Raw genomic sequence first — 19,922 nt, 5'->3', positions numbered from 1 at the left:
AGGGAGGGACGTTCGGTGAGTTCGAGGGACTGGATCGAGAAGGACTTCTACGCGGAGCTGGGCGTCCCTCCTGACGCGTCCGCCGACGAGATCAAGAAGTCGTACCGGAAGCTGGCCCGGGACCTGCACCCCGACGCCAACCCCGGTGACACCAAGGCCGAGACCCGCTTCAAGGCGGTGTCCGAGGCCTACGGGGTGCTGTCCGACGCCTCCAAGCGGAAGCAGTACGACGAGGCTCGCCGGCTGTTCGGGTCGGGTGGGTTCCGCGGCGGCGGCAACTTCGACGGTTTCGGGTCGGGTGGCTTCGACTTCGGCGACATGTTCGGCAACCGGGGCGGGTCCTCGGGAGCCGAGAGCCTGGGCGACCTCTTCGGCGGTCTCTTCGGCCGCCGTCGCGGTGGCGGCGGTACCCGCGCCCAGCGCGGCGCCGACGTGGAGACCGAGATCAGCATCGACTTCACCGAGGCGGTGCGGGGTGCCACGGTGCCGCTGCGGCTCTCCAGCCCGGCGTCCTGCCAGACCTGCGGCGGCTCGGGTGCGAAGGTGGGCACCAGTCCGCGCACGTGCCCGAACTGCGGCGGTGCCGGCCTGGTCAACCGCAGCCAGGGTGCGTTCGCGTTCAGCGAGCCGTGCCGGGACTGCCGGGGGTCGGGCAAGCTGATCGACCAACCCTGCCCGGACTGCGCCGGCGAGGGCGTCACCACCCAGACGCGGACCCTGACCGTCCGCATCCCGGCCGGGGTGTCCAACGGTCAGCGCATCCGGCTGGCGGGGCGCGGGGAGCCCGGCCGCGACAACGGGCCCACCGGCGACCTCTTCGTGCTGGTGCACGTCACCCCCCACCCGGTGTTCGGGCGGGACGGCGACAACCTCACGGTGACCGTTCCGGTGACGTTCCCCGAGCTGACGCTGGGAACGACCTTGACCGTGCCCACCCTGGACGGAAGGGTGTCACTCAAGGTGGCTCCCGGCACCGCCAGCGGCCGGACCCTCCGGGTCCGGGGCAAGGGGATCGAACGACGCGACGGACGGGTCGGCGACCTGCTGGTCACCCTGCGGGTGAGCGTTCCCAGCAAGCTCGACGACGCGGCCAGGGCAGCGTTGGAGGCCTACGCCGAGGCCACCGCGGACCACGATCCGCGCGCGGAGATCCTGCGGCGCGCGGAGGACGGGAGGTAGGCATGACCCCGGGTTTCCCGTTCCCTGCCGGTGCCGACGAGGACACCCCGATGTTCGTCATCTCGGTGGCGGCCCAGCTCTCCGGCCTGCACGCGCAGACCCTGCGCACCTACGACCGGATGGGCCTGGTCTCACCCGGCCGGGCCAACGGCGGGGGTCGTCGCTACTCGCCGAGGGACATCGGTCTGCTCCGCGAGGTCCAACGGCTGTCCCAGGACGAGGGCGTCAACCTGGCCGGGATCAAGCGGATCATCGAGTTGGAGAACGAGCTGGAGGCGCTGCGGGACCGGGTCGCGGAGCTGTCCGAGCAGGTCGCGGCGGCCCATGTCGCCGCGGAGCAGGCGGCCGCCGCCGTGCACGCCTCCTACCGCAGGGAACTCGTCCCGCTGCCGGGACGACGGGAGACCGCGCTGGTGGTCTGGAAGCCCAAACCTCGCCGCTGAGCGCGCGGTACCGCCAGCGATGAGGAGCGGCGTCCGGTGTGGAACCGGGCGCCGCCCCTCGTCATGCCGCGACCGGCCCCCATGACGACGCTCTCGCGTGACGCCCCGGCCCCGCCTCGGCACCGGGCACGCGGAACACCACCGCTCGTCCGTCCCGTGCCCGGGCTCACCCGGGCTGGCCGTCGGCTCCGGCACGTTCATCGACCGCCGACACCATCGACGGCCCGGACCCCGTGGTCCGGGTGCTCGGGGCCAGGAACGAGGAACGGCCGGGGAGTGCTCCCCGGCCGTTCGTCAGCTCGTCCGAGAGCGCCGCGCTCCCGCCCGGCGCTCAGCCGCCGGTGCTCGCGGCGCTGCTGCCGGCGTCACCACCGCCGCCGCGAGCGACGCACTCGATCTTCGGCTGCGGCCGGTAGTGGACGGTGCGCGGCTCCCGGCGGACCTCCTGGCCGCTCAGGTCCTTGATGACCCGGGTGTCGGTGACCGAGAAGCCGCGGCCGCCCGCGCTCGGGCTGCACTCCGGGTCGCTGACCTCCACCGTCTCGGGGTCCTTGTGGTCGAAGGGCTCCCCGGTGTCCGACTCGACCTGGTACTGCTTGGTGCCCCAGATCCTGACCGTGATGTCGCTGGGCGTCCAGATGGTCTGGATCGCGACGCCGTGGTCGAGGTTGTTGCGGAACGACACGTCGATGACGCTGCTGCCATCGGGGTTCTGGAAGACCGTCGCCTCCCGGCCCATCGGGTACCGGCTGATGTAGTAGCTGTGCTCCTGGTGGCGGACGTCCTCCAGGCCGGCGAAGTAGTAGGCGTTGTACAGGGTGGTGGCGAACTGCGAGATGCCCCCACCGACGGCCCGGCCCGGCTTGCCCTGCTCGATGATGCCGGCGTCGACGTAGCCCTGGGCGGCCTGCCTCGGGCCGGTGTGCCCGTTGAGGCTGAAGGTGTCGCCCGGCTTGACGATCGCGCCGTTCACCTGTTCGGCGGCCCGCTTGATGTTCTGCCCGGAGTCGGGGGCGAACCCACCCGTGGTGAACTCGCCGATGACCTCCTTGACGCCCAGGTTCTCCGCGTCCTCGGTGGTGACCTCGGCGGGTTCGTCCTCGTAGTGGGCGGCCAGTCGCCGGTCGGCGCCTCGGAGGATGGTCTCCTCCAGGGGTTCGAGGGTGGTCTCCCAGTTGATCGCCCTGCCGTCGACCGACGGCTTCACCGAGGGGGACCCACCGCTGAAGACGATCTCCGCGTCCTGGCCCTTCTCCTCGGTGTCCTTCAGCTGCTCGGACAGGTTCTCGGTGAGCGCCTCGCGGTCGATCTCGTGGTCCAACCCCCCGTTCTCCCCGGGGGTGAAGGTGAGGAGTTCACCGATGGTGGCTGGCTCGACGATCGCGTTGGCGCCCTCGCCGGTGACGGTGAGCGGCCCGGACACGGCCGGGCGGGCCACCTCCTCCAGCGCGAGCTGGACGCCCTCCTCGGTGGTCCCGACCTCCTCCACCTCGACGGGCAACGCGACGGAGTGGCCGTTGGCCCAGTCACGCATGAGCACGTCGACGGCGCCGTCCACGTCGAGCCGCTGACCGGCGACGGGGTTCACGGGCACGGCCTCGGATCCCTCGAACCGGATGTCGCCCTCCTTGGCCTCCCTGTCGAACTCGGGGGCGAGGTCGGAGACGGCACTGGCGAGCTGGTCGCGGTCCGCCTGCGGCACGGGGGCGATCTCGGTGGTCGAGAAGAAGGAGGTCAGCCTGGTGATCGGGTTGAGCGGCTGGTCGCCGACCAGTTGCATGGTCTCGGACCAGTTCATGCTCAGCCCGGCGTTGTCCGGTTCGATCGCGGCGGTGACGTCCCCGCCGGTGACCTCGATCGGCTGCCCGAGGCGGGGCCCGATCTCGTCGCGCAGTCGTTCCTCGGCGGCCATCCGGTCCATGCCGCCGATGTCGACGCCGGCGACCTCGACGCCACGCGGCACCTTCCCGGAGCTCATCGCCATGTCCACGCCGTAGAGGACGGCGAGGCCCGCGATGGTGGCCGCGACGGCGATGGCCGCCTTGACCAGCGTCCTCCGCTTTCCGGATCCGCCGGCGGGCTTGTCGGGCCCGGGGGGCTGCTGAGGTGGTGGGCCGCCGGGGCCGCCGGTCGTTGGGGGGCCACCCGGGTGCCCTCCGGTGACCGCCTGGTCGCCCGGGGTCGTCCCCGGTCCGGTTAAGCCGGCCGCCGGGGAGAAGGGTTCGGTGGCCGCGGTGGGCGGGCCACCGGGGTGCTGGGCCGCCGGGATCACCGGGATGACCTCGGTCGGCTGGTCGAGGTCGGTGGTGACCGGTTCCCCGACGTGGGTGCCCCGGGGCGGCGTTCCCGGCAGCGCGGCCGTGGTCGCTTCGGCGGCGTTGGACCGGGTGGCGTCAAGGGGGCGGTGGACCGTGGTGGCGTCCGCCGAGGCGGCCGGAGCCGGCATCGTCTCGGTCCGCGACTCGGAGTCCTGCTCGGGCCGGGGGCGCGGTTCGGTGTCGCCCTCGCCGTCCAGTCGCCCGCCGATGGGAGCGCTGACCGTGGTGGCGTCGCCGTCGAGGCGCGCGGTGACCGGCTCCCGCGCCGGGGTCCGCCCGGAGCCGGGCGCGTCGAGCCTCGCGGTCTGGTCCTGGCTGGGGGCGGGGGCCGTCTCGGAGGAGGTGGGGGCCGCTGGCTCGCCGCCCTGCCAGACCCCGGGGCTGACCGGCCGGACGAACACGGTGGTGCCCTCGGCGGGTTCCGGGTTCGAGGGGGTCGCGGCGAAGAAGAGGTTGGACTGCCCGGTCGGCGCGGTGTCCCGGGGTGCTCCTGCTCCCTGGTGTCCACCAGTCGCCGACTGGCCGTGGTCGCGCCGGCCACCGGTCTCCTCCGGGCGGAGCGCCGACCCGTGGGCCGGCTCCCCGCCTGGCGGTGTGCCGGGGCCGTTCGGCGTGGACGGCTGGTCGCCGGATGACTGGTCGAAGAGCGAGCCACTCATGGACGGCACGATCTTCGTCGTCTCGTCCGGCCGCTGCTGACCGTGGGGCATGTCCCTGTCCCTGTCTGGCACCGTCTCCCCTTCGCCATCGAACGTGTGGGGCCTTGTGGCGGTCTGATCTACCTGCTCGCCATCACGTTCGGGTCACGGGTCACAAGTACAGACCGGTTCCGTGCTCGGTCTGTTCGCTCGCGACAGCATGTAGATCGCGTTCACGCATGACGAGGTACGACTGGCCCTGGACTTCGACCTCGAACTGTTCGTCGGGATTGAAGAGCACCTTGTCCCCAACCTTGACGGTCCGGACGTTGCTCCCCACTCCGAAGACCTCACCCCAGGCCAACCGCTTGGCGACCTGCGCGGTGGCGGGGATCACGATACCGCCGCTGCTGCGCCGTTCACCGTCCTCCGGCGACGCCCGCACCATGACGCGGTCGTGCAGCATCTGGATTTCGAGCTTCGCTACGGACACTGGTAGAGCCTACTCGTGGTCCCGGGCGGCCCATCCAGTGGCCGACAGCCGACAACAACCATATCAGCGTTACTCCTCGGTGTGATTCTCTGTGGACTCGTCCAGGCCACCCATCACCAGGGGTAGCCGAGCGGTTCCGCCGCGCGTCACGCGCACCGGCACCCCCCAGTCCTGTCTGGTCAGCCGGCAGGCCGGGTGTTCGACGAGCTCGGAGTCCTCGCAGCTGGCCGCTTGGGCGACGACGTGCAGCACGCCCTCGTCGACGGTGTCGGAGAACACCAGGTCGCGGGTGAGGGACTGGTCGACGCCCGCGCCGGACACCAACAGCTCCGGCGGGGAGGACGTCACCTCCAGCCGGGTCGCCGGCCCGTACCGCTCGTCGAGCTTCTGGCCGGCGGGCGGCTCGAACACGACGACCAGCCTGACCTGACCGCTGCCGACCTCGGTGGCGGGGCGCCGCACCTGCTGGGCCTCCCCGGCGATGATGCGGGCGGTGACGCCGGGCGGCACGGGGCGTTCGACGCGGTGGGCCGCCGACAGCGCGACCACCAGTTCCCCGTCGAGCACGGTCGCGCCGGCCGGCTCCGCGAGGTCACCGACCAGGGTGGAGACCTCCTGGGAGGCCGGGTCGTACCGGCGCACCGCGCCGTTGTAGGTGTCGGACACGGCGACGCTGCCGTCCGGGAGCACGGCGACGCCCAACGGGTGTTGGAACAACGCCTCGCCGGCGGACCCGTCGCGGTGCCCGAAGTCGAACAGCCCCGTTCCGACGGCGGTGCGCACCACGAAGTGCGGCTCGTCACCCCCGGCCGGGGCTGTCGCGCGTTCGAGCCACCGCAGCGCGGAGGTCTCGGAGTCGACCAGCCACAGGCGGTCGTCGGCGGCGGCCAGGGCGGAGGTCTGCGCGAAGAACGCCTCCCCTGCGGGCCCGTCGGCCAGGCCCTCGACGGTCGTGCCGGCGAAGCGCCGCACGGTGCCGCTCCCCGGGTCGTAGAGTCCCAGGGTGTGGTTCCCGGCCATCGCGACCACCACTCCACCGGCCGGCTCCCACCAGGCCACGTCCCACGGACTGGTGAGCGGGACCTCGGTGCCGGGGCCGGCGTCCGCGCCGTCCCGCCACTGCTCCCCGGTGCCGGCGAGCGTCCTGACCTCGCCCGTGTCCAGATTCACCCCCCGCAGCAGGTGGTTGACGGTGTCGGCGACCACCACGTGGACGCCCAGCGCCTCGGCGAGGTCGGGGGGCAGCAGGGTGCTGCCGCCGGGCTCGGAGAACGTCGCCTCCTCGGCCGGCCCGTCGCTCCGGCCGCGCTGACCACTGCCGATGCGGCGGAGGACGGTCGTCCCGTCGGCGGCGAGCTCGACGAGGCTGTGGTGGGCGGTGTCGCTGACCAGCAGCGTCCCGCCGGGCAGTGCGGTCACCGCGCCGGGGAAGCGCAACTCGGTGGAGGCGGGTGGCGGCGGGGTGTAGGGGCCGGAGCCCCGGTGCAGGGTGCCCTTGTCCGCGTGCTCGCTGACGATCTCCGCGACCAGGTCGCGCAGGGTCTCGACGTGCCCCTCCCCGGCGGCGACGTGCACCACGTACCCCTCGGGGTCGATCAACACCAACGTCGGCCAGGCCTTGACCGCGTAGTTCTGCCAGGTCACCAGCTCGGGGTCGTCGAGCACCGGGTGCTCGACCGAGTAGCGCTCGACGGCGGCGGCGAGGGCGTCCGGGTCAGCCTCGTGGGTGAACTTCGGCGAGTGGACGCCGATCGTCACGAGGACGTCGGAGAACTCCTCCTCCAGGGGACGCAGCTCGTCGAGGACGTGCAGGCAGTTGACGCAGCAAAAGGTCCAGAAGTCCAACAGGACGACCTTGCCCCGCAGGTCCGCGAGGCGGACCGTCTCACCGCCCGTGTTCAACCAGCCGCGCCCGGTGAGCTCCGGGGCGCGGACCCTGGCCCGCCGCTGTACAGAAGTCACGTCGCGAGTAAACGCGACGCGCCGGCGGAATGTTCCGGCACCCACGAGACGATCAGGTGCGCCCGTTCACGGTCGCCCGGACCCGGCCGAGGGTCGGCGGTGGGAGCGGTGGCGGGTGCGGCCGACGAGCGAGGCCGTAGTCCAGGAACACCGAAGGCCCGGAGGAGTCCCCGTGGTCGCTCCGATCACCCTGATCACCGGGAACGCGCACAAGGCGGCGGAGTACACCGAGCTGCTGGGCGTTCCCGTCACCGCCGTGCGGGACGAGCTGGTGGAGATCCAGTCCCTGGACGTCGAGGAGGTGGTCCGTCACAAGGCCGCGCAGGCCTACCGGACCCGGCGGGCGCCGGTGCTCGTCGACGACACGGCTCTCACGTTCGACGCCTGGAACGGGCTGCCCGGCCCCCTCATCGCGTGGTTCCTCAAGGCGCAGGGGGTCGAGGGCCTGGTGCGGATGGCCGCCGGCTACTCCAACCGCGCCGCCACGGCCACCACCGCCCTCGGCTACGCGGACGCCGACGGCGTGCGCGTCTTCACCGGGACGCTGCGGGGGAGCGTGGCCCACGCACCCCGGGGCGGCAACGGGTTCGGCTACGACTCCATCTTCATCCCGGAGGGCGAGGACCGCACGTACGCCGAGATGGACACGGCCGAGAAGCACCGGATCTCCCACCGCCGCCACGCCGTGGACGCCCTGCGACGCGGCCTCGGTCTCGCCGCTCCTACCACTTGACCGGGTGAACCGGTCGCCGCGACACGAACCCCTCCGCCCAAGACGGGCGGCTCAGACGCCGGTCCGCTTCAGGGAGCCGACGAAGGCGGCGAACACCTCGTGGTCAACGACGAGCATTCCCCCTGCACGGTTCTTCGTGTCCCGCACAGCCACCACGGCCGACGTGGAACCCACCTCGACACAGTCGTGAGCGCCGTTGCTGCTCCGACTCGACTTCCGCCAGTTGGTCAGGGTCATGCTCGCGTCCATGTGCCACGTCCTCGGAGAGGGGAACCACGTCGGCCGGGAGGTGTGGTGCGACCCGCTTGGGCTCCCGGTTCGGCAAGTAGGGACAGTTACCCAGCTTGCCGGTTCGTCGGAGGGTGGGCTATCGGTCGACTTGGTATGCCGCCGCCCCTGTTTGGCCTAGCACGGTGACCAAGCTCGTCCGTAGCCGTCGCGAGCAAGGCTCGCGTTGACGGCTGGGCGGGGTGCCCGCCGGCCGGGTGGGGTGGCCGGCGGGCTGGTGCTGTCAGAGGCGGCCGGCCTTGACCGCCGTGAGGAAGCTGCTGAAGGTGTGGCGACTGACGACGAGGGTGCCACCGGCGCGGTTCTTGGTGTCGCGGATGCCGACGAGGCCCGGTGCACCGCCAATCTCCACGCATCCACCATCGTTGCCGCTGCTGCGCGTTGACTTCCGCCAGTTGGCCAGGACTACGTCCATCTGCATGGTCCTTACTCCGAATAGCTGCTCTGTGCGTGTATGAGGTAGTTGCGGGTGTCAACAGTGTCCAGAGCAGAGCCCAGCAGCCTGCCCCAAAGCTGCTTGTAGCTGGAAATCGAATCTGGATCATCAAAATACTCGCCAGCCCGGTATGACTCTGTGTACACGAATTCCAACGGTGATGCCTTACCAGCTGCCGGTATGACGTAGTGGGTGAACTGGTAACGCGCGTTGCCGGCTGCTCTGGAGCGGAACGGCAGTATGTGCATCCTGACGTTCTCTTGCTCGGAGATGTCGAGCAAGTATCGGATCTGCCCCTGCATCACCGCTGGTGATCCCTGTACCCGCTTGATGCACGACTCGGACAGTACGAACGTAACGCAGGGTGCCTGGTGGGAGACGAGTACGGTGCGACGTTCCAGCCTTGCCTGTATCAGGCTTTCCGAAGCGCTCTGGGTGCCCGCTTCGGTGAACAGGGCCCGAACGTACTCCTCGGTCTGGAGTAGCCCCGGAACGATCTCGACCTCGTACCAGTTGATGGTCGAGGCATCAGCTTCGAGGTCGACAGCCATGCGGAAGTACTTCGCGTACGCAGCGCGGTATCCGCTCCAGTGGCCCCGTTGGTCGGCGCCCTTGTTCAGGCTCAGGTACCACTCCACGTCCACCGCGTCGTTGTCGATGACACGCTCCTGGTAGAACTCCACCAACGCTCGCAGATCGCGCTGTCTCAAGCCTGTGACGCCGTGCTCCAGCCGCGACATCACGGCTTGCGAGCGTTCGATCGCCTTCCCGGCTTCCTCCAGCGTCAGACCTGTGCGTTCGCGCAGGTGGCGGAGCTCGTTGCCGAGCTGTAGCCGTCGCACGGTGGGTGTGGGCATGTCGTTAGCTTGCCATCCTTACTTCGTAGCGTGACCGGGCAGCCACCGTCGCCGTCGCCTCTCCTGCCGGCAGGGTCACACCTAATCCGTTGGAGTGAAAACTCCTTCCGAATATGCGATTTTGCTGTCTGTGACGTTCCTCTTGTAGCCACATATGCGCTATGAAAGCTCTACGACATAGCGAAGGGGCCGGGCTGACTGTGCGGGCCGCCCAGCCCCTCCTTGAAGAGAGGAACCGACGCAATGCCCGTCGATCCCATCCCGGTAGCCATGCTACTGGCCGTAGCCGTCCTGCTCGCCGAGGTGTACCGCCGGCACCGAGGACGCCCTGACCAGCCGATCCGTGCCGTGGTCACCGTCAGCGGCGTGGTGTTCCTCAGCGGCCCACTCCCCGCTGATGGCGTCCTCCGGGCCACCTCGGACACCCCGTGGTCGACCCCAGCGCGCACAAGTCCCACTGGCTGCGGACGTCCCGCCCGCCCCTGGCCATCGGTACCCGGAACCGCCTACGCCAGCACCCACCCCGACACCGGAACGAACACCGACAGTGAGGACACCGGCCGCCATCACTGGCGCCCCACCCCCACCACCCTCCCGCCTGCGGTCGAAGGCCCCGACCCGGGGTGGGTCACCGTCCTCAGCGGACACCTCCCCCTCCCGGCCCCATCCCGACACCCCCGGGGGCGGGTCGCGTGATCCTGTCCGCAGCCCTCGGAGCCTGGGCCGCCCTGACCCTGCTGTGGACCGTGGAATGGGCCGACCGCGTCCTGCTTCCCCCGCTCCGCGGAACCATCCGGCTGCGTCGGGTCCGGCGCACCACCCGTCAGGCGTTGATCGCCGCCGGGCATCCCTGGCCCCGTCCCCGTCGCCCCCGCCGCAGGCCACCCTCCGCTCCTCGTCCGAGACCGGTCGGTGCGATCGTCGTCCCGAAGGACCCCGGCCCCACCGACTCCTGATCGCAGCCGCTCACCCCCGGTGCCTCCCCTTCGGGTCGTGTCCTCCCGCCTCCCCGTGTGTGGAATCGCGCGGCCTGTCGGGGGTGGTGGCTGCCCGGTCGCCCGGTGGGTCGAACCGGGACACCCCGGCCCCCCTGTTGTTCCCGGTTCCCACCGGGCGACCACCCCTCCGTTGCTGCCCGCTGTCGGTGCGCCACGGCCCGCGCGGTGCACCCCTGCTGACCGAAGGACCCCTCACTCGTGATCGTTCTCGTCCCCGTCGTTGTCTCGGTCCTCACCGGCTGCTTAGCCCTGAGCGTCGTGGTGGGCCTGGTCGCCTCGTTCCGCTCGGCCGTCGAGGACCACCCGCTGTCCCGGTCGCTGACCACCCTGTTCCCCGGCCCCACCCCGTGACCCCGGCCCCCGAGGACACCGAGACGGTGTCGCCCCTGGTGGTGCGGTCGCGGCGGGTCCGCCCCCACCTGCCGGAGGACGACCATGACCGACACCGCGACCCGGACCGCGCTACGAGCGGTGCCGGAACTGGCCGGGATCTACGCGTTGACCCGCCGAGGCTGGCAGTGGACCTCGTTGTCCCGGGGCGCCGGGGCCCTCGTCGGCTGGTTCGCCTGGTCTGGTGGGCCGTTCGTGGACTGGTGCGTGATCCGGGGCTACGGGGAGGTCGAGGCCGTCCGGGTCCGCGACGGCGACGGGCTGGTCTGGCAGCGCTGCGGATCGGTGGGTGTGGTCGCCGCTGAACTGAAGGACCTTCCCCCACCGCACGCCCCAGGTGCGCCGCGCCTGCTGACAGGACGCCGGTGGCGGCCACCCGGCGCACTGCGCCTGCGGTAACCACCCTCCCCCAATTCCTTTTCCTTCTCCTTCTCCTGCGGACAGGAAGAACTTCGTGTACTACGTCATCAACCGCTGTCTGGAGCCGATCAACGCCCGCTCCTACCTCGGCCCGTTCCCCCGCTACCCCCAGGCCCTGCGGGCCTGGGGGTTCCGGGGCCAGGTCGTCCTGGCCGCCCTGGGCACCGACGCCATGCGTTCGGAGGTCAGCACGGCCGGCCGCCTGTACTACCTGCTGCCCCGCGACCCCGCTCCCGGCCCCGACGGGCTCCCCGAGCCGCCCCGGGGGCCGCTGCGGTGTCGGCACACCGCCGAGGCCCAGGCCGGTGAGGGGTTCCTCCTCACGTCCCAGTTGCTGCCCGACCCCGTGCTCAGCGGGACGTGACCATCGTGAACGACACGTCTGATCCCGGCCGTCCGCTGGCCTCGTCGGGAGCCAGGCCCACCAGCACGGTTCCCGCCCACCCAACCGCAGCGGACAAGGACGCGGCCGCCCGTGATGGGATCACCGGGGCGTGGATCACCCGGTGCGCGGTGCGCACCCCGATCGTGGGCCGCCTCTACGGTCACGTCGACCTCGACACCGGCCACGGTCCCCTCGTCGCCCCCGGCCTGCGGTACCTGGTGGGTACCTTCGACCACCGACGAACCGTGCTCTGCGGTGCGGTGGTGCGGCACTATGCCGAGTTCGACGACCTTTCCACTCACACGATCGCCGAGATGCGGGACCTGGCCCGGCGGTGGCGGGTGCGGGACTTCGTTCCCCCACCGACCACGCTGAAACGCCGCCGCCGACGCGTCCCGGCGTGGGCGCGGGTGCGGTTCTGGTCCTGGGAACCCGAGGTCGAGCTGGGCATCAGCTACGCGGGTCGGGTCAGCTTCAAGCACGGCGACTGGGCCCGCATCGGCCCGCCCCCGAGTGGTGCGTCGTCCGATGCGGGCTCCGCCTCGGCCACGACAAGCAGCCGGTGACCCCGAGGGCCAACGGGTATTGGCCTGGGTCTCATCTCTCCACCAGCTCACATACCAACAGAACAACGAGTGTTAGTTTGTTGATGTGATCGCCTCGGACTGGAACTCATGCGAGCCACCGCGCCTGGACCTCCCCCACGTGGAGCGGATCCGCCTGGCGGCGCCACTGGCCGGTGACGAGCCGTGCGTGCGCGACGGCGCCCGGGTGACGGGTCGGGCCAGGGACCCGGTTCCACACCACCGCCGGCGGCTCGGGAGTGCCGCCCGCCGCGACGGGCGCCTGGTGGCGCACTGGCTCACCGGGAGCGGCCGGCCGCTGGTCACCGCCGTTCCCGATGCCGCATCCCCTGTGGACGCCCTGACCGGCCCCGCGGCGGGGCGGGAGCTCGACGGCGGAGCACCGGAGCGGGCTGAGGCCGGCCGGGGTGGCGACCGTGGCTGACGAGTGCTGCGCCCCCCGGGAGGAACAACCCGGGACCCGAGACCAGCCCGGCCCCCGGGACCACGCCGAACAGCGGGGACCGCGACGGTTGTGGCAGGTCCGCGAGCTCCACGTGGCGGCCGTGGCGGCCCTGCTGTTGGTGGCCGGGTGGCTGATCTCCACCTGGGGTGACGAGCGGGTCGGCGCGGTCGTCGAGCTGGCCGCCGCCGTCGTCGGCGCGGCCACGTTCGCTCCCCGGGCCGTGCGGGCGTTGCTGCGCGGCCGGATCGGCGTGGGAACGTTGATGACCATCGCGGCGGTGGGGGCGGTGGCTCTCGGCCAGTTCGCGGAGGCCGCGATGCTCGGCGTCCTCTTCTCCGTCGCCGAGGGCCTGGAACACCACGCGGTGCGCCGGACCAGGGACGGTCTCCGCGCGCTGTTGGACCTGGTGCCGCCGAACGTGACGGTCCTCCGGGACGGAGTCCAGGTGGCGGTGCCGCCCGAGCAGATCGCCGTGGGCGAGGTGATGCTGGTCCGACCGGGTGAGCGGGCGGCCACCGACGGGATCGTGCGCTCCGGGCGCACCACGCTCGACCTGTCCGCGATCACGGGCGAGTCGATGCCCGTCGAGGCCGGTCCTGGCACCCCGGTGCACGCGGGCGCGATCAACGGGGGCGGCGCGGTCGAGGTCGAGGTCACCGTCCCCGCCTCGGACTCCTCGCTGGCGCGGATCGTGCACATCGTCGAGGAGGCCCAGGACCGCAGGGGGCGGGGGCAGCGGCTGGCCGACCGCATCGCCCGACCGCTGGTCCCGGCGATCATGGTGCTGTCGGCGGTGGTCGGCGTCCTCGGCGCGCTGCTGGGCGACCCGTCGGTGTGGGTCGAACGGGCGCTCGTCGTCCTCGTCGCCGCCTCCCCCTGCGCGCTCGCGATCTCGGTTCCGCTGACCGTCGTCGCGTTCGTGGGTGCCGCGAGCCGGCACGGGGTGCTCGTCAAGGGCGGCTCCGCCCTGGAGGAACTGGGGCGTGTCGACACCGTCGCGCTGGACAAGACTGGCACCCTCACCCGCAACGAGCCGGAGGTGATCGACGTCGTCACCCCGGGGAACGGCCGCCGCGAGGACGTCCTGGCGGTCGCCGCCGCGCTGGAGGCGCGCAGCGAGCACCCGCTGGCCCGGGCGATCCTCGGCGCGACCGACGCGGTCCCCGACGCCGAGGACGTCACCGCCGTGCCCGGCCGGGGACTGCGGGGACGCCAGGCCGGGCGGCGGGTGCGGTTGGGCAAACCGGGCTGGGTCGACCCGGGGTCGTTGCGCGCCGAGGTCACCCGGCTCCAGTCGCTGGGTGCCACCGTGGTGGTCGTCGAGGTCGACGGCGCGGTCCTCGGCGCGATCGCCGTCCGGGACGAGCCGCGCCCGGAAGTCCCCGAGGTGGTGGCCCGGTTGGGGCGGCTCGGCATCGAGACGGTGATGGTGACCGGCGACAACCGGGTGACGGCCGGGGCGCTCGCCGACCGCGCCGGGATCCGCGAGGTGCACGCCGAGCTGCTCCCCGAGGACAAGGCCGCCCTGGTGTCCCGGCGGGGCCGCACGGTGGCGATGGTCGGTGACGGGGTCAACGACGCGCCGGCACTGGCCACCGCCGAGGTGGGCATCGCGATGGGAGCGGTGGGCACCGACGTGGCCATCGAGACCGCCGACGTCGCGTTGATGGGCGAGGACCTGCGGCACCTCCCGCACGTCCTCCGACATGCCAGGCGGGCCCGACGGATCATGCTGGGCAACGTGGCGCTGTCGCTGGGGATCATCGCGGTGCTCGTCCCGCTGGCCGTGTCGGGGGCGCTCGGGTTGGCCAGCGTCGTGTTCGTCCACGAGCTCGCCGAGGTCCTGGTCATCCTCAACGCCGTCCGCGCCGCACGGATCACCCCCCTGCCGGCGGGGCGGGTCGGCGACTGAGCACGGAGGGAGACGGCCATCCCGCTCCGCCGCGCGACGGCGTCCATCGAGGTCAGGGGATCACGGCCGCCCACCGCTACTCCGGTTGGCCGAGAGGGGACGGGACCTATGGGCCGTGTCCCCACCGGCGGCCGAACTGCGACAATCGCGCCGTGCCGACACCGCCAGCTCGCCGACTCCTCCGGGGGACGGCCGCCGCGTCGGTAGCCACCTTCCTCGCCCTGGTCTCGCACGTCGCGGGCGGCGGGACCCCGCCGGCCTGGTCGGGCGTCGCCGTGCCCCTGGCGGTGTCGGTGGTCGTGTGCGTGGCGCTGGCCGGGCGGTCGCTGTCGCTGGCGCGGTTGTCGGTCTCGGTGGCGGCCAGCCAGGTGCTGTTCCACCTGCTCTTCGTGGTCGGGGCCGATCCGCACGCGGCGCACCACCACCACGGGCCGCCGGTGCTCCACGAGCACCACCACCAGCACCACCACGCGCTGGGCACCTCGGCGGCGGTGGTCGAGCCGCACCTGCACGGCGGGCCGTCGATGTGGTTGTGGCACGGGGCGGCGGCGGTGATCACGGTGGCGGCGCTGTACCGGGGCGAAGCCGCCCTGGTGGGGCTCCGCCGGCTCGCGGCGGCGTTCGCCGCGTGGCTGCGGCACCGGCTGCACGTCCTCGACCTCCGCCCACCGCACGCCCCCGACGTGCGGTTACCCCGCGGGTACGGGGACCGGGTGCTCCTCCCTCTCGGGTACTTCCCGTCGGCGTGCCGACGGCGGGGACCGCCCCCTCTCGGCGTGGTCTGACGTCTCCGTCCACCGCCCCGGGTGGTGGTTCCCCTCCCAGCGCCGACAGCGTGCGGCGTCTCCTTCTGCCGTCGCTCGCGGCGTACCGGCCGAAGAAAGGTCCCCGTCGTGCCCGTTGTCCTGTCACGTCCACGCGCGCTGCTCCTGGGCGCGTTCCTCACGCTGTGCGCGTTGCTCCTGCCGGTCACGCCGGCCTTCGCCCACGACCAGCTGTTGTCCAGCACCCCGGAAGCGGGGGAACGGCTCGAGTCGCCCCCTTCCGAGGTGGTGATGGAGTTCTCCGGCAACGTCCTGACGATCGGGGCCGCGGTGATCGTGGTCGACGAGGAGGGCCGGGACTGGGCGGCGGGTGAACCCGAACTGGACGGCACCCGGGTCACGGTGCCGTTGGAGGAGGGCATGACCGACGCCGGCTTCGAGATCCGGTGGCGGGTGGTGTCCTCCGACGGCCACCCGGTGAGCGGGATCATCCCCTTCACCCTGGGCGACGGCGAACCGTTGGCCCAGGGCGACGACGGGGCGACCGTGGGGGCCGAGCAGGGGGACAGCACGGGCGCGGGTGACACCGCGGAGGGTCAGACCGACGAACAGGGCGGTGTGCCCCGCGCCGTCCTGGTCGGGGTGATCGGAGCGGCCGTGGCCACGGCCGCCTTCGCCCTGACGGTCCTCGTTCGCCGCCGCCGGGCCCGGCCCGGCGGAACCGACTCCTCGGCCGACGCCGGGTGAGTCGGCAACATCGAAGGGAACACCCCTGATGAACAGTCGGAAGACCGCGTCACTCGTCTCCCTCACGGCCGCGACGGCCTTCGCGTTGGCCGCCTGCGCCTCCACCGACGAGGAGGAGCCCGCGGAGGCCGCTCCCGCCGCCGACGTCATCCGCATGGACGACGCGTGGGTGAAGGCCGCCGAGGAGGGCATGTCCGCCGCCTTCGGCGAACTGGCCAACAGCGGTGACGAGGACGTCACGGTGGTCAGCGTGACCACGCCGGCGTCCACGGTGCTGGAGCTCCACGAGACGGTGGAGAACGAGGCCGGCGCCATGGTCATGCGTGAGGTCGAGGGCGGTTTCGTCGTCCCGGCCAGCGGCTCGCTGTCCCTGGAGCCGGGCGGCGACCACATCATGTTGATGGACCTCACCGGCCCACTGGATGCCGGTGAGGACGTCACCTTCACCCTCACCTTCTCCGACGACTCCACCTTCGAGTTCTCGGCACCGGTGAAGGAGTACTCGGGCGCCAACGAGTCCTACGAGGGCGGCGACTCCGAGCACGACATGGACATGGACCACTGATGGCCGGCGACCGGAGCGCCGACTCCGGTCGCCGTGGCTCGACCCGGCGGCGGTTCCTCCTCGGAGGAGCCGTCGCCGGGATCGGCGCGGCCACGGCGATCGGCGCGGACCACGTGCTCAACCGGCGGCCGGCGGAGGGCGAGCCGGCCGCACCCCTGAACGGGGAGGAGACGGTTCCCTTCCACGGCGTCCACCAGGCGGGGGTGGCGACGCCCGCGCAGGCGCACGCCGTCCTCGTCGCCCTGGACCTGCGGGACTCCACCGACGCGGACGCGTTGCGGCGGATGATGCGCATCCTCAGCGACGACGCCGCCCGCCTCACCCAGGGTGTGCCCGCCCTGGCCGACTCGGAACCGGAGCTCGCCGTCACCCCGGCGCGGCTGACCGTCACCTTCGGCTTCGGCCCCGGTCTGGTCGACCGCGCCGGCGGAACCCGGCCGGAGTGGTTGCGGGCGTTGCCCGACTTCGGGGTGGACCGGCTCCGCCCCGAGTTCAGCGACGGCGACCTGCTCATCCAGGTCGCGGCGGACGATCCGATGACGGTGGCGCACGCGGTGCGGATGCTGCTCAAGGACACCCGGGGCTTCGCCTCGGTCCGGTGGACCCAGCGGGGGTTCCACCACGCCCACGGGTCGGTGCGGCCGGGCACGACGATGCGGAACCTGTTCGGCCAGATCGACGGGACCACCAACCCCCAGCCCGGGACGGAGGAGTTCGAGCGGCTCGTGTGGAACACCGAGGGCTGGTTGGCCGGGGGCACGGGGATGGTGGTGCGCCGCATCCACATGGACCTGGAGGGGTGGGACCGGCTTGACCGGCCTGGCCGGGAGCAGTCCGTCGGCAGGTACCTGTCGAACGGCGCCCCCCTGACGGGCACCGACGAGTTCGACGAACCGGACTTCGAGGCCACCACGCCCATCGGGTTCCCGGTGATCCCCGAGTTCTCCCACGTCCGCCGGGCCCGCAGCGACGATCCGAACGAGAAGATCTTCCGGCGGGCCTACAACTACGACGACCCGCCCTCGGGTTCGGAGATCTCCAACTCGGGGTTGCTGTTCGTCTCGTTCCAGGCCGACGTCGACCGGCAGTTCGTGCCGCTGCAACGCAGGTTGGACGAACTGGACCTGCTCAACGAGTGGACGGTGCCGATCGGCTCCGCCGTCTTCGCGATCCCACCGGGGTGCGCGGAGGACGGCTACGTCGGCGACACCCTGCTGGGCTGAGGGGGCGGCATGAGCACGTCCCTCAGCTCCCCGCCCACCAGGGGGGAACGGTCGGCGGCGGGGAGCGGGCGGCGCGGGTGGTTGGGGCAGCTGCTGCGGCGGCTGCACTTCTACGCGGGCATCCTCGTCGGGCCGTTCATCCTCGTCGCGGCGATCAGCGGTGCCCTCTACGCGCTGACCCCGCAACTGGAACAGGCGATCTACCAGCGGGAGCTCCAGGCCCCCGTCAGCGAGGTCCAGCTCCCGTTGGCCGAGCAGATCGAGATCGCCCAGGCCCACGTCGAGGGCGAGGGCGCGACGCTCAGCGCGGTGCGCCCCGCCCCGGAACCGGGCGACACGACGCGGGTGATGTTCGCGGAGGAGGGGTTGGGCCCGAGCGAGTCGCGGGCCGTCTTCGTGGACCCCGGCACCGGTGAGGTCCGGGGTGACCTCACCGTGTACGGGACCAGCGGCGCGTTGCCGGTGCGCACCTGGATCAACAACCTGCACCGGGGGTTGCACCTCGGCGACGTCGGCCGCGTCTACAGCGAGCTGGCGGCCTCCTGGTTGGCGGTCGTCGTCCTCGCCGGGCTCGGCCTGTGGATCGCCCGGGTCCGCCGGTCGCGGTCGAAGCGGGACTTCCTCGTCCCGAACGTCCGGCGGACGGGGCAGCGGCGGTTGTTGTCCTGGCACGCCTCGCTCGGCGTGTGGGTGCTGCTCGGCGCGTTGTTCCTCTCGGCCACCGGGATCACCTGGTCCCAGTTCGGGGGGACCAGCGTGTCGTCGATGCGCTCGGCCCTGGGTTGGGAGACGCCGGCGGTCAGCACCAGCCTTGGCGGAGAAGCCGAGGACGCCGGGGAGCACGACCACCATCACCACCACGGGGTGATCACCGCCCCCACCGGGGATGCGAACCCGGCGACCTTCGACGCCGTCCTGGCGATCGCCCAACGGGTGAACGTCAACACCGGGCTGGTGGAGATCCAGCCGCCGGCCGAGCCGGGCACGGCGTGGGTGGTGCAGGAGATCCAGCGCAGCTACCCGACCGAGGTCGACGCGGTGGCCATCGACGGCACGACGATGGAGGTGGTCGACCGGGTCGACTTCGACGACTACCCGCTGGCCGCGAAGCTGTCCCGGTGGGGTGTCGACATCCACATGGGCACCATGTTCGGGCTGCCGAACCAGATCCTGCTCGTCGGTGTGGCCGGCGGGATCGCGGTGATGGTGGTCCTCGGGTACGCCATGTGGTGGAGGCGTCGACCGACCCGTGAGCCGGGCGCGTTCGGCGGGCGGGCCCCCGGCCGGGGCGCCTTCCGCCGGGCGCCGTGGTGGGGGGTGGCCGCCGTCCTCGCCGTCGCCGGCCTGGTCGGCTGGTGGCTGCCGCTGTTGGGGATCAGCCTCGCGGCGTTCCTCGCCCTGGACCTCGTCCTCGGCGCGGTGGCGCGCCGACGGGAGCGGGACAGGGCGGGCGACGCCGCCTGACCCGGGCCGGGGTTCCCGTCGCCGGCTCCGCCTTCCCGGCGGACCACCGGCGGCGGGCGCCCCACCGGCCCTCGACGGTGGTCGACGCCGCGATGGGACGGCGCTCACGGCGGGGGCGGTCCGGCCCTGGGTGGGGCGGCGAAGCGCCTAGGCTGCTGCCGTGACCAGCTCAGAACCGGCCGTGCCCCCGCTGACGATCGACCGTGACGACCTGTCCCGGCCCCAGGTGCGCGAGCTGGTCGCCGAACACCTCGGCGAGATGCGCGCCACCTCGCCCCCGGAGAGCGTGCACGCCCTCGACCACAGCGGGCTGGTCGCGCCGGACGTGTCCTTCTGGACGGTGTGGGAGGGGGACGCCCTGCTGGGCTGCGGGGCGCTGCGGCGGCTGTCCCCGATGGCCGGGGAGATCAAGGCGATGCGGACCCGGGCGGAGGCCAGGGGCCGCGGGGTGGCCGCGCACCTGCTCCGCTTCCTGCTCGAGGAGTGCCGCCGCCGGGGCTACCGGGACGTGAGCCTGGAGACCGGCAGCGAGGACTTCTTCGCGCCCGCCCGCCGGCTCTACGCGCGGCACGGGTTCACGCCCTGCCCGCCGTTCGGGGACTACCGGGAGGACCCGAACAGCGTCTTCATGACGCGGCGGCTGGACGTCGACGGGGCCGGCGGCCGCTGACCCCGTCG

At 72.2% G+C, this 19,922-nt stretch carries 23 protein-coding genes; 17 read left to right on the top strand and 6 right to left on the bottom strand.

All coding sequences use genetic code 11. The annotated features are described in order from the left end of the window. Nucleotides 1-15: 15 nt before the first annotated feature. Together dnaJ and C1701_RS11730 are read left to right on the top strand one after the other, a co-directional pair. Nucleotides 16-1,179 (top strand): molecular chaperone DnaJ, encoded by a 1,164-nt coding sequence (gene dnaJ / locus C1701_RS11735; protein ID WP_026419750.1) that lies wholly within the window; start codon nt 16-18, stop codon nt 1,177-1,179. 2 nt (nt 1,180-1,181) lie between these two features. Further along, on the top strand, nt 1,182-1,622 hold the full coding sequence (locus C1701_RS11730; RefSeq protein ID WP_026419751.1) for a heat shock protein transcriptional repressor HspR: 441 nt from the start codon (nt 1,182-1,184) through the stop codon (nt 1,620-1,622). A 331-nt stretch (nt 1,623-1,953) separates the two neighbouring features. Here C1701_RS11730 and C1701_RS11725 read toward each other — a convergent pair whose 3' ends face one another. From C1701_RS11725 to C1701_RS11715, 3 genes are all read right to left on the bottom strand, one after another. Then, nucleotides 1,954-4,671, bottom strand: a complete 2,718-nt coding sequence (locus tag C1701_RS11725; RefSeq protein WP_155886212.1) for a VanW family protein — start codon at nt 4,669-4,671, stop codon at nt 1,954-1,956. A 79-nt stretch (nt 4,672-4,750) separates the two neighbouring features. After that, nucleotides 4,751-5,071, bottom strand: a complete 321-nt coding sequence (locus C1701_RS11720) for a GroES family chaperonin (RefSeq protein ID WP_026066133.1) — start codon at nt 5,069-5,071, stop codon at nt 4,751-4,753. Between the two features lie 69 nt (nt 5,072-5,140). Then, nucleotides 5,141-7,033, bottom strand: a complete 1,893-nt coding sequence (locus C1701_RS11715; RefSeq protein ID WP_103055919.1) for an NHL domain-containing thioredoxin family protein — start codon at nt 7,031-7,033, stop codon at nt 5,141-5,143. Nucleotides 7,034-7,205: 172 nt separating this feature from the next. On the opposite strand from C1701_RS11715, the gene rdgB reads away from it, so the two are divergent. Further along, nucleotides 7,206-7,766 carry an RdgB/HAM1 family non-canonical purine NTP pyrophosphatase gene (rdgB, locus tag C1701_RS11710; RefSeq protein WP_103055918.1) on the top strand — a complete coding sequence of 187 codons (561 nt, stop codon included), beginning with the start codon at nt 7,206-7,208 and terminating at the stop codon, nt 7,764-7,766. Between the two features lie 51 nt (nt 7,767-7,817). Here rdgB and C1701_RS11705 read toward each other — a convergent pair whose 3' ends face one another. The 3 genes from C1701_RS11705 to C1701_RS11695 form a co-directional block, all read right to left on the bottom strand. Then, nucleotides 7,818-8,015 (bottom strand): DUF397 domain-containing protein, encoded by a 198-nt coding sequence (locus C1701_RS11705; protein ID WP_103055917.1) that lies wholly within the window; start codon nt 8,013-8,015, stop codon nt 7,818-7,820. Nucleotides 8,016-8,277: 262 nt separating this feature from the next. Continuing rightward, nucleotides 8,278-8,469: a DUF397 domain-containing protein gene (locus C1701_RS11700; RefSeq protein ID WP_026419755.1), complete on the bottom strand. Its 192-nt coding sequence runs from the start codon at nt 8,467-8,469 to the stop codon at nt 8,278-8,280. 11 nt (nt 8,470-8,480) lie between these two features. Beyond that, nucleotides 8,481-9,347: a helix-turn-helix domain-containing protein gene (locus tag C1701_RS11695; RefSeq protein ID WP_103055916.1), complete on the bottom strand. Its 867-nt coding sequence runs from the start codon at nt 9,345-9,347 to the stop codon at nt 8,481-8,483. Between the two features lie 243 nt (nt 9,348-9,590). Between C1701_RS11695 and C1701_RS11690 the strand changes: the two genes are divergently transcribed. From C1701_RS11690 to C1701_RS11630, 14 genes are all read left to right on the top strand, one after another. After that, nucleotides 9,591-10,043: a hypothetical protein gene (locus C1701_RS11690; RefSeq protein ID WP_103055915.1), complete on the top strand. Its 453-nt coding sequence runs from the start codon at nt 9,591-9,593 to the stop codon at nt 10,041-10,043. Further along, nucleotides 10,040-10,303, top strand: coding sequence for a hypothetical protein (locus C1701_RS11685; protein ID WP_103055914.1), 264 nt, complete (start codon nt 10,040-10,042; stop codon nt 10,301-10,303). Before C1701_RS11690 ends, C1701_RS11685 begins: the two co-directional genes overlap by 4 nt. Nucleotides 10,304-10,543: 240 nt before the next feature. After that, a complete protein-coding gene (locus C1701_RS27350) occupies nt 10,544-10,696 on the top strand; it encodes a hypothetical protein (protein WP_337662239.1) in 153 nt (50 codons plus the stop codon). Between the two features lie 84 nt (nt 10,697-10,780). Further along, on the top strand, nt 10,781-11,134 hold the full coding sequence (locus C1701_RS11680; protein ID WP_030104335.1) for a hypothetical protein: 354 nt from the start codon (nt 10,781-10,783) through the stop codon (nt 11,132-11,134). Between the two features lie 55 nt (nt 11,135-11,189). Next, entirely contained in the window at nt 11,190-11,519 is a 330-nt protein-coding gene (locus C1701_RS11675; RefSeq protein WP_103055913.1) for a hypothetical protein, read from the top strand. A 5-nt stretch (nt 11,520-11,524) separates the two neighbouring features. Further along, on the top strand, nt 11,525-12,106 hold the full coding sequence (locus C1701_RS11670) for a hypothetical protein (protein ID WP_337662238.1): 582 nt from the start codon (nt 11,525-11,527) through the stop codon (nt 12,104-12,106). 85 nt (nt 12,107-12,191) lie between these two features. Continuing rightward, nucleotides 12,192-12,548, top strand: coding sequence for a hypothetical protein (locus C1701_RS11665; protein ID WP_026419228.1), 357 nt, complete (start codon nt 12,192-12,194; stop codon nt 12,546-12,548). After that, the gene (locus tag C1701_RS11660; RefSeq protein ID WP_443098150.1) at nt 12,541-14,481 is read left to right on the top strand and encodes a heavy metal translocating P-type ATPase; all 1,941 of its coding nucleotides are present in this window, start codon (nt 12,541-12,543) and stop codon (nt 14,479-14,481) included. The genes C1701_RS11665 and C1701_RS11660 overlap by 8 nt, the downstream gene beginning before the upstream one ends. A gap of 152 nt (nt 14,482-14,633) precedes the next feature. Beyond that, nucleotides 14,634-15,266, top strand: a complete 633-nt coding sequence (locus C1701_RS11655) for a hypothetical protein (RefSeq protein WP_103055911.1) — start codon at nt 14,634-14,636, stop codon at nt 15,264-15,266. 108 nt (nt 15,267-15,374) lie between these two features. Then, on the top strand, nt 15,375-15,992 hold the full coding sequence (locus C1701_RS11650; protein WP_026419226.1) for a copper resistance CopC family protein: 618 nt from the start codon (nt 15,375-15,377) through the stop codon (nt 15,990-15,992). Between the two features lie 28 nt (nt 15,993-16,020). Then, the gene (locus C1701_RS11645; RefSeq protein ID WP_030106622.1) at nt 16,021-16,557 is read left to right on the top strand and encodes a copper chaperone PCu(A)C; all 537 of its coding nucleotides are present in this window, start codon (nt 16,021-16,023) and stop codon (nt 16,555-16,557) included. After that, nucleotides 16,557-17,780, top strand: coding sequence for a Dyp-type peroxidase (locus C1701_RS11640; RefSeq protein WP_026419224.1), 1,224 nt, complete (start codon nt 16,557-16,559; stop codon nt 17,778-17,780). Before C1701_RS11645 ends, C1701_RS11640 begins: the two co-directional genes overlap by 1 nt. A 9-nt stretch (nt 17,781-17,789) precedes the next feature. Beyond that, nucleotides 17,790-19,244, top strand: a complete 1,455-nt coding sequence (locus C1701_RS11635) for a PepSY-associated TM helix domain-containing protein (RefSeq protein WP_026419223.1) — start codon at nt 17,790-17,792, stop codon at nt 19,242-19,244. A gap of 160 nt (nt 19,245-19,404) precedes the next feature. Then, entirely contained in the window at nt 19,405-19,914 is a 510-nt protein-coding gene (locus C1701_RS11630; RefSeq protein ID WP_026419222.1) for a GNAT family N-acetyltransferase, read from the top strand. The last annotated feature ends 8 nt before the right edge of the window (nt 19,915-19,922 follow it).

The organism is Actinoalloteichus sp. AHMU CJ021, assembly GCF_002895405.1.
GTDB lineage: Bacteria > Actinomycetota > Actinomycetes > Mycobacteriales > Pseudonocardiaceae > Actinoalloteichus_B > Actinoalloteichus_B caeruleus.
This window is presented reverse-complemented; position numbering and strand designations above follow the sequence as displayed.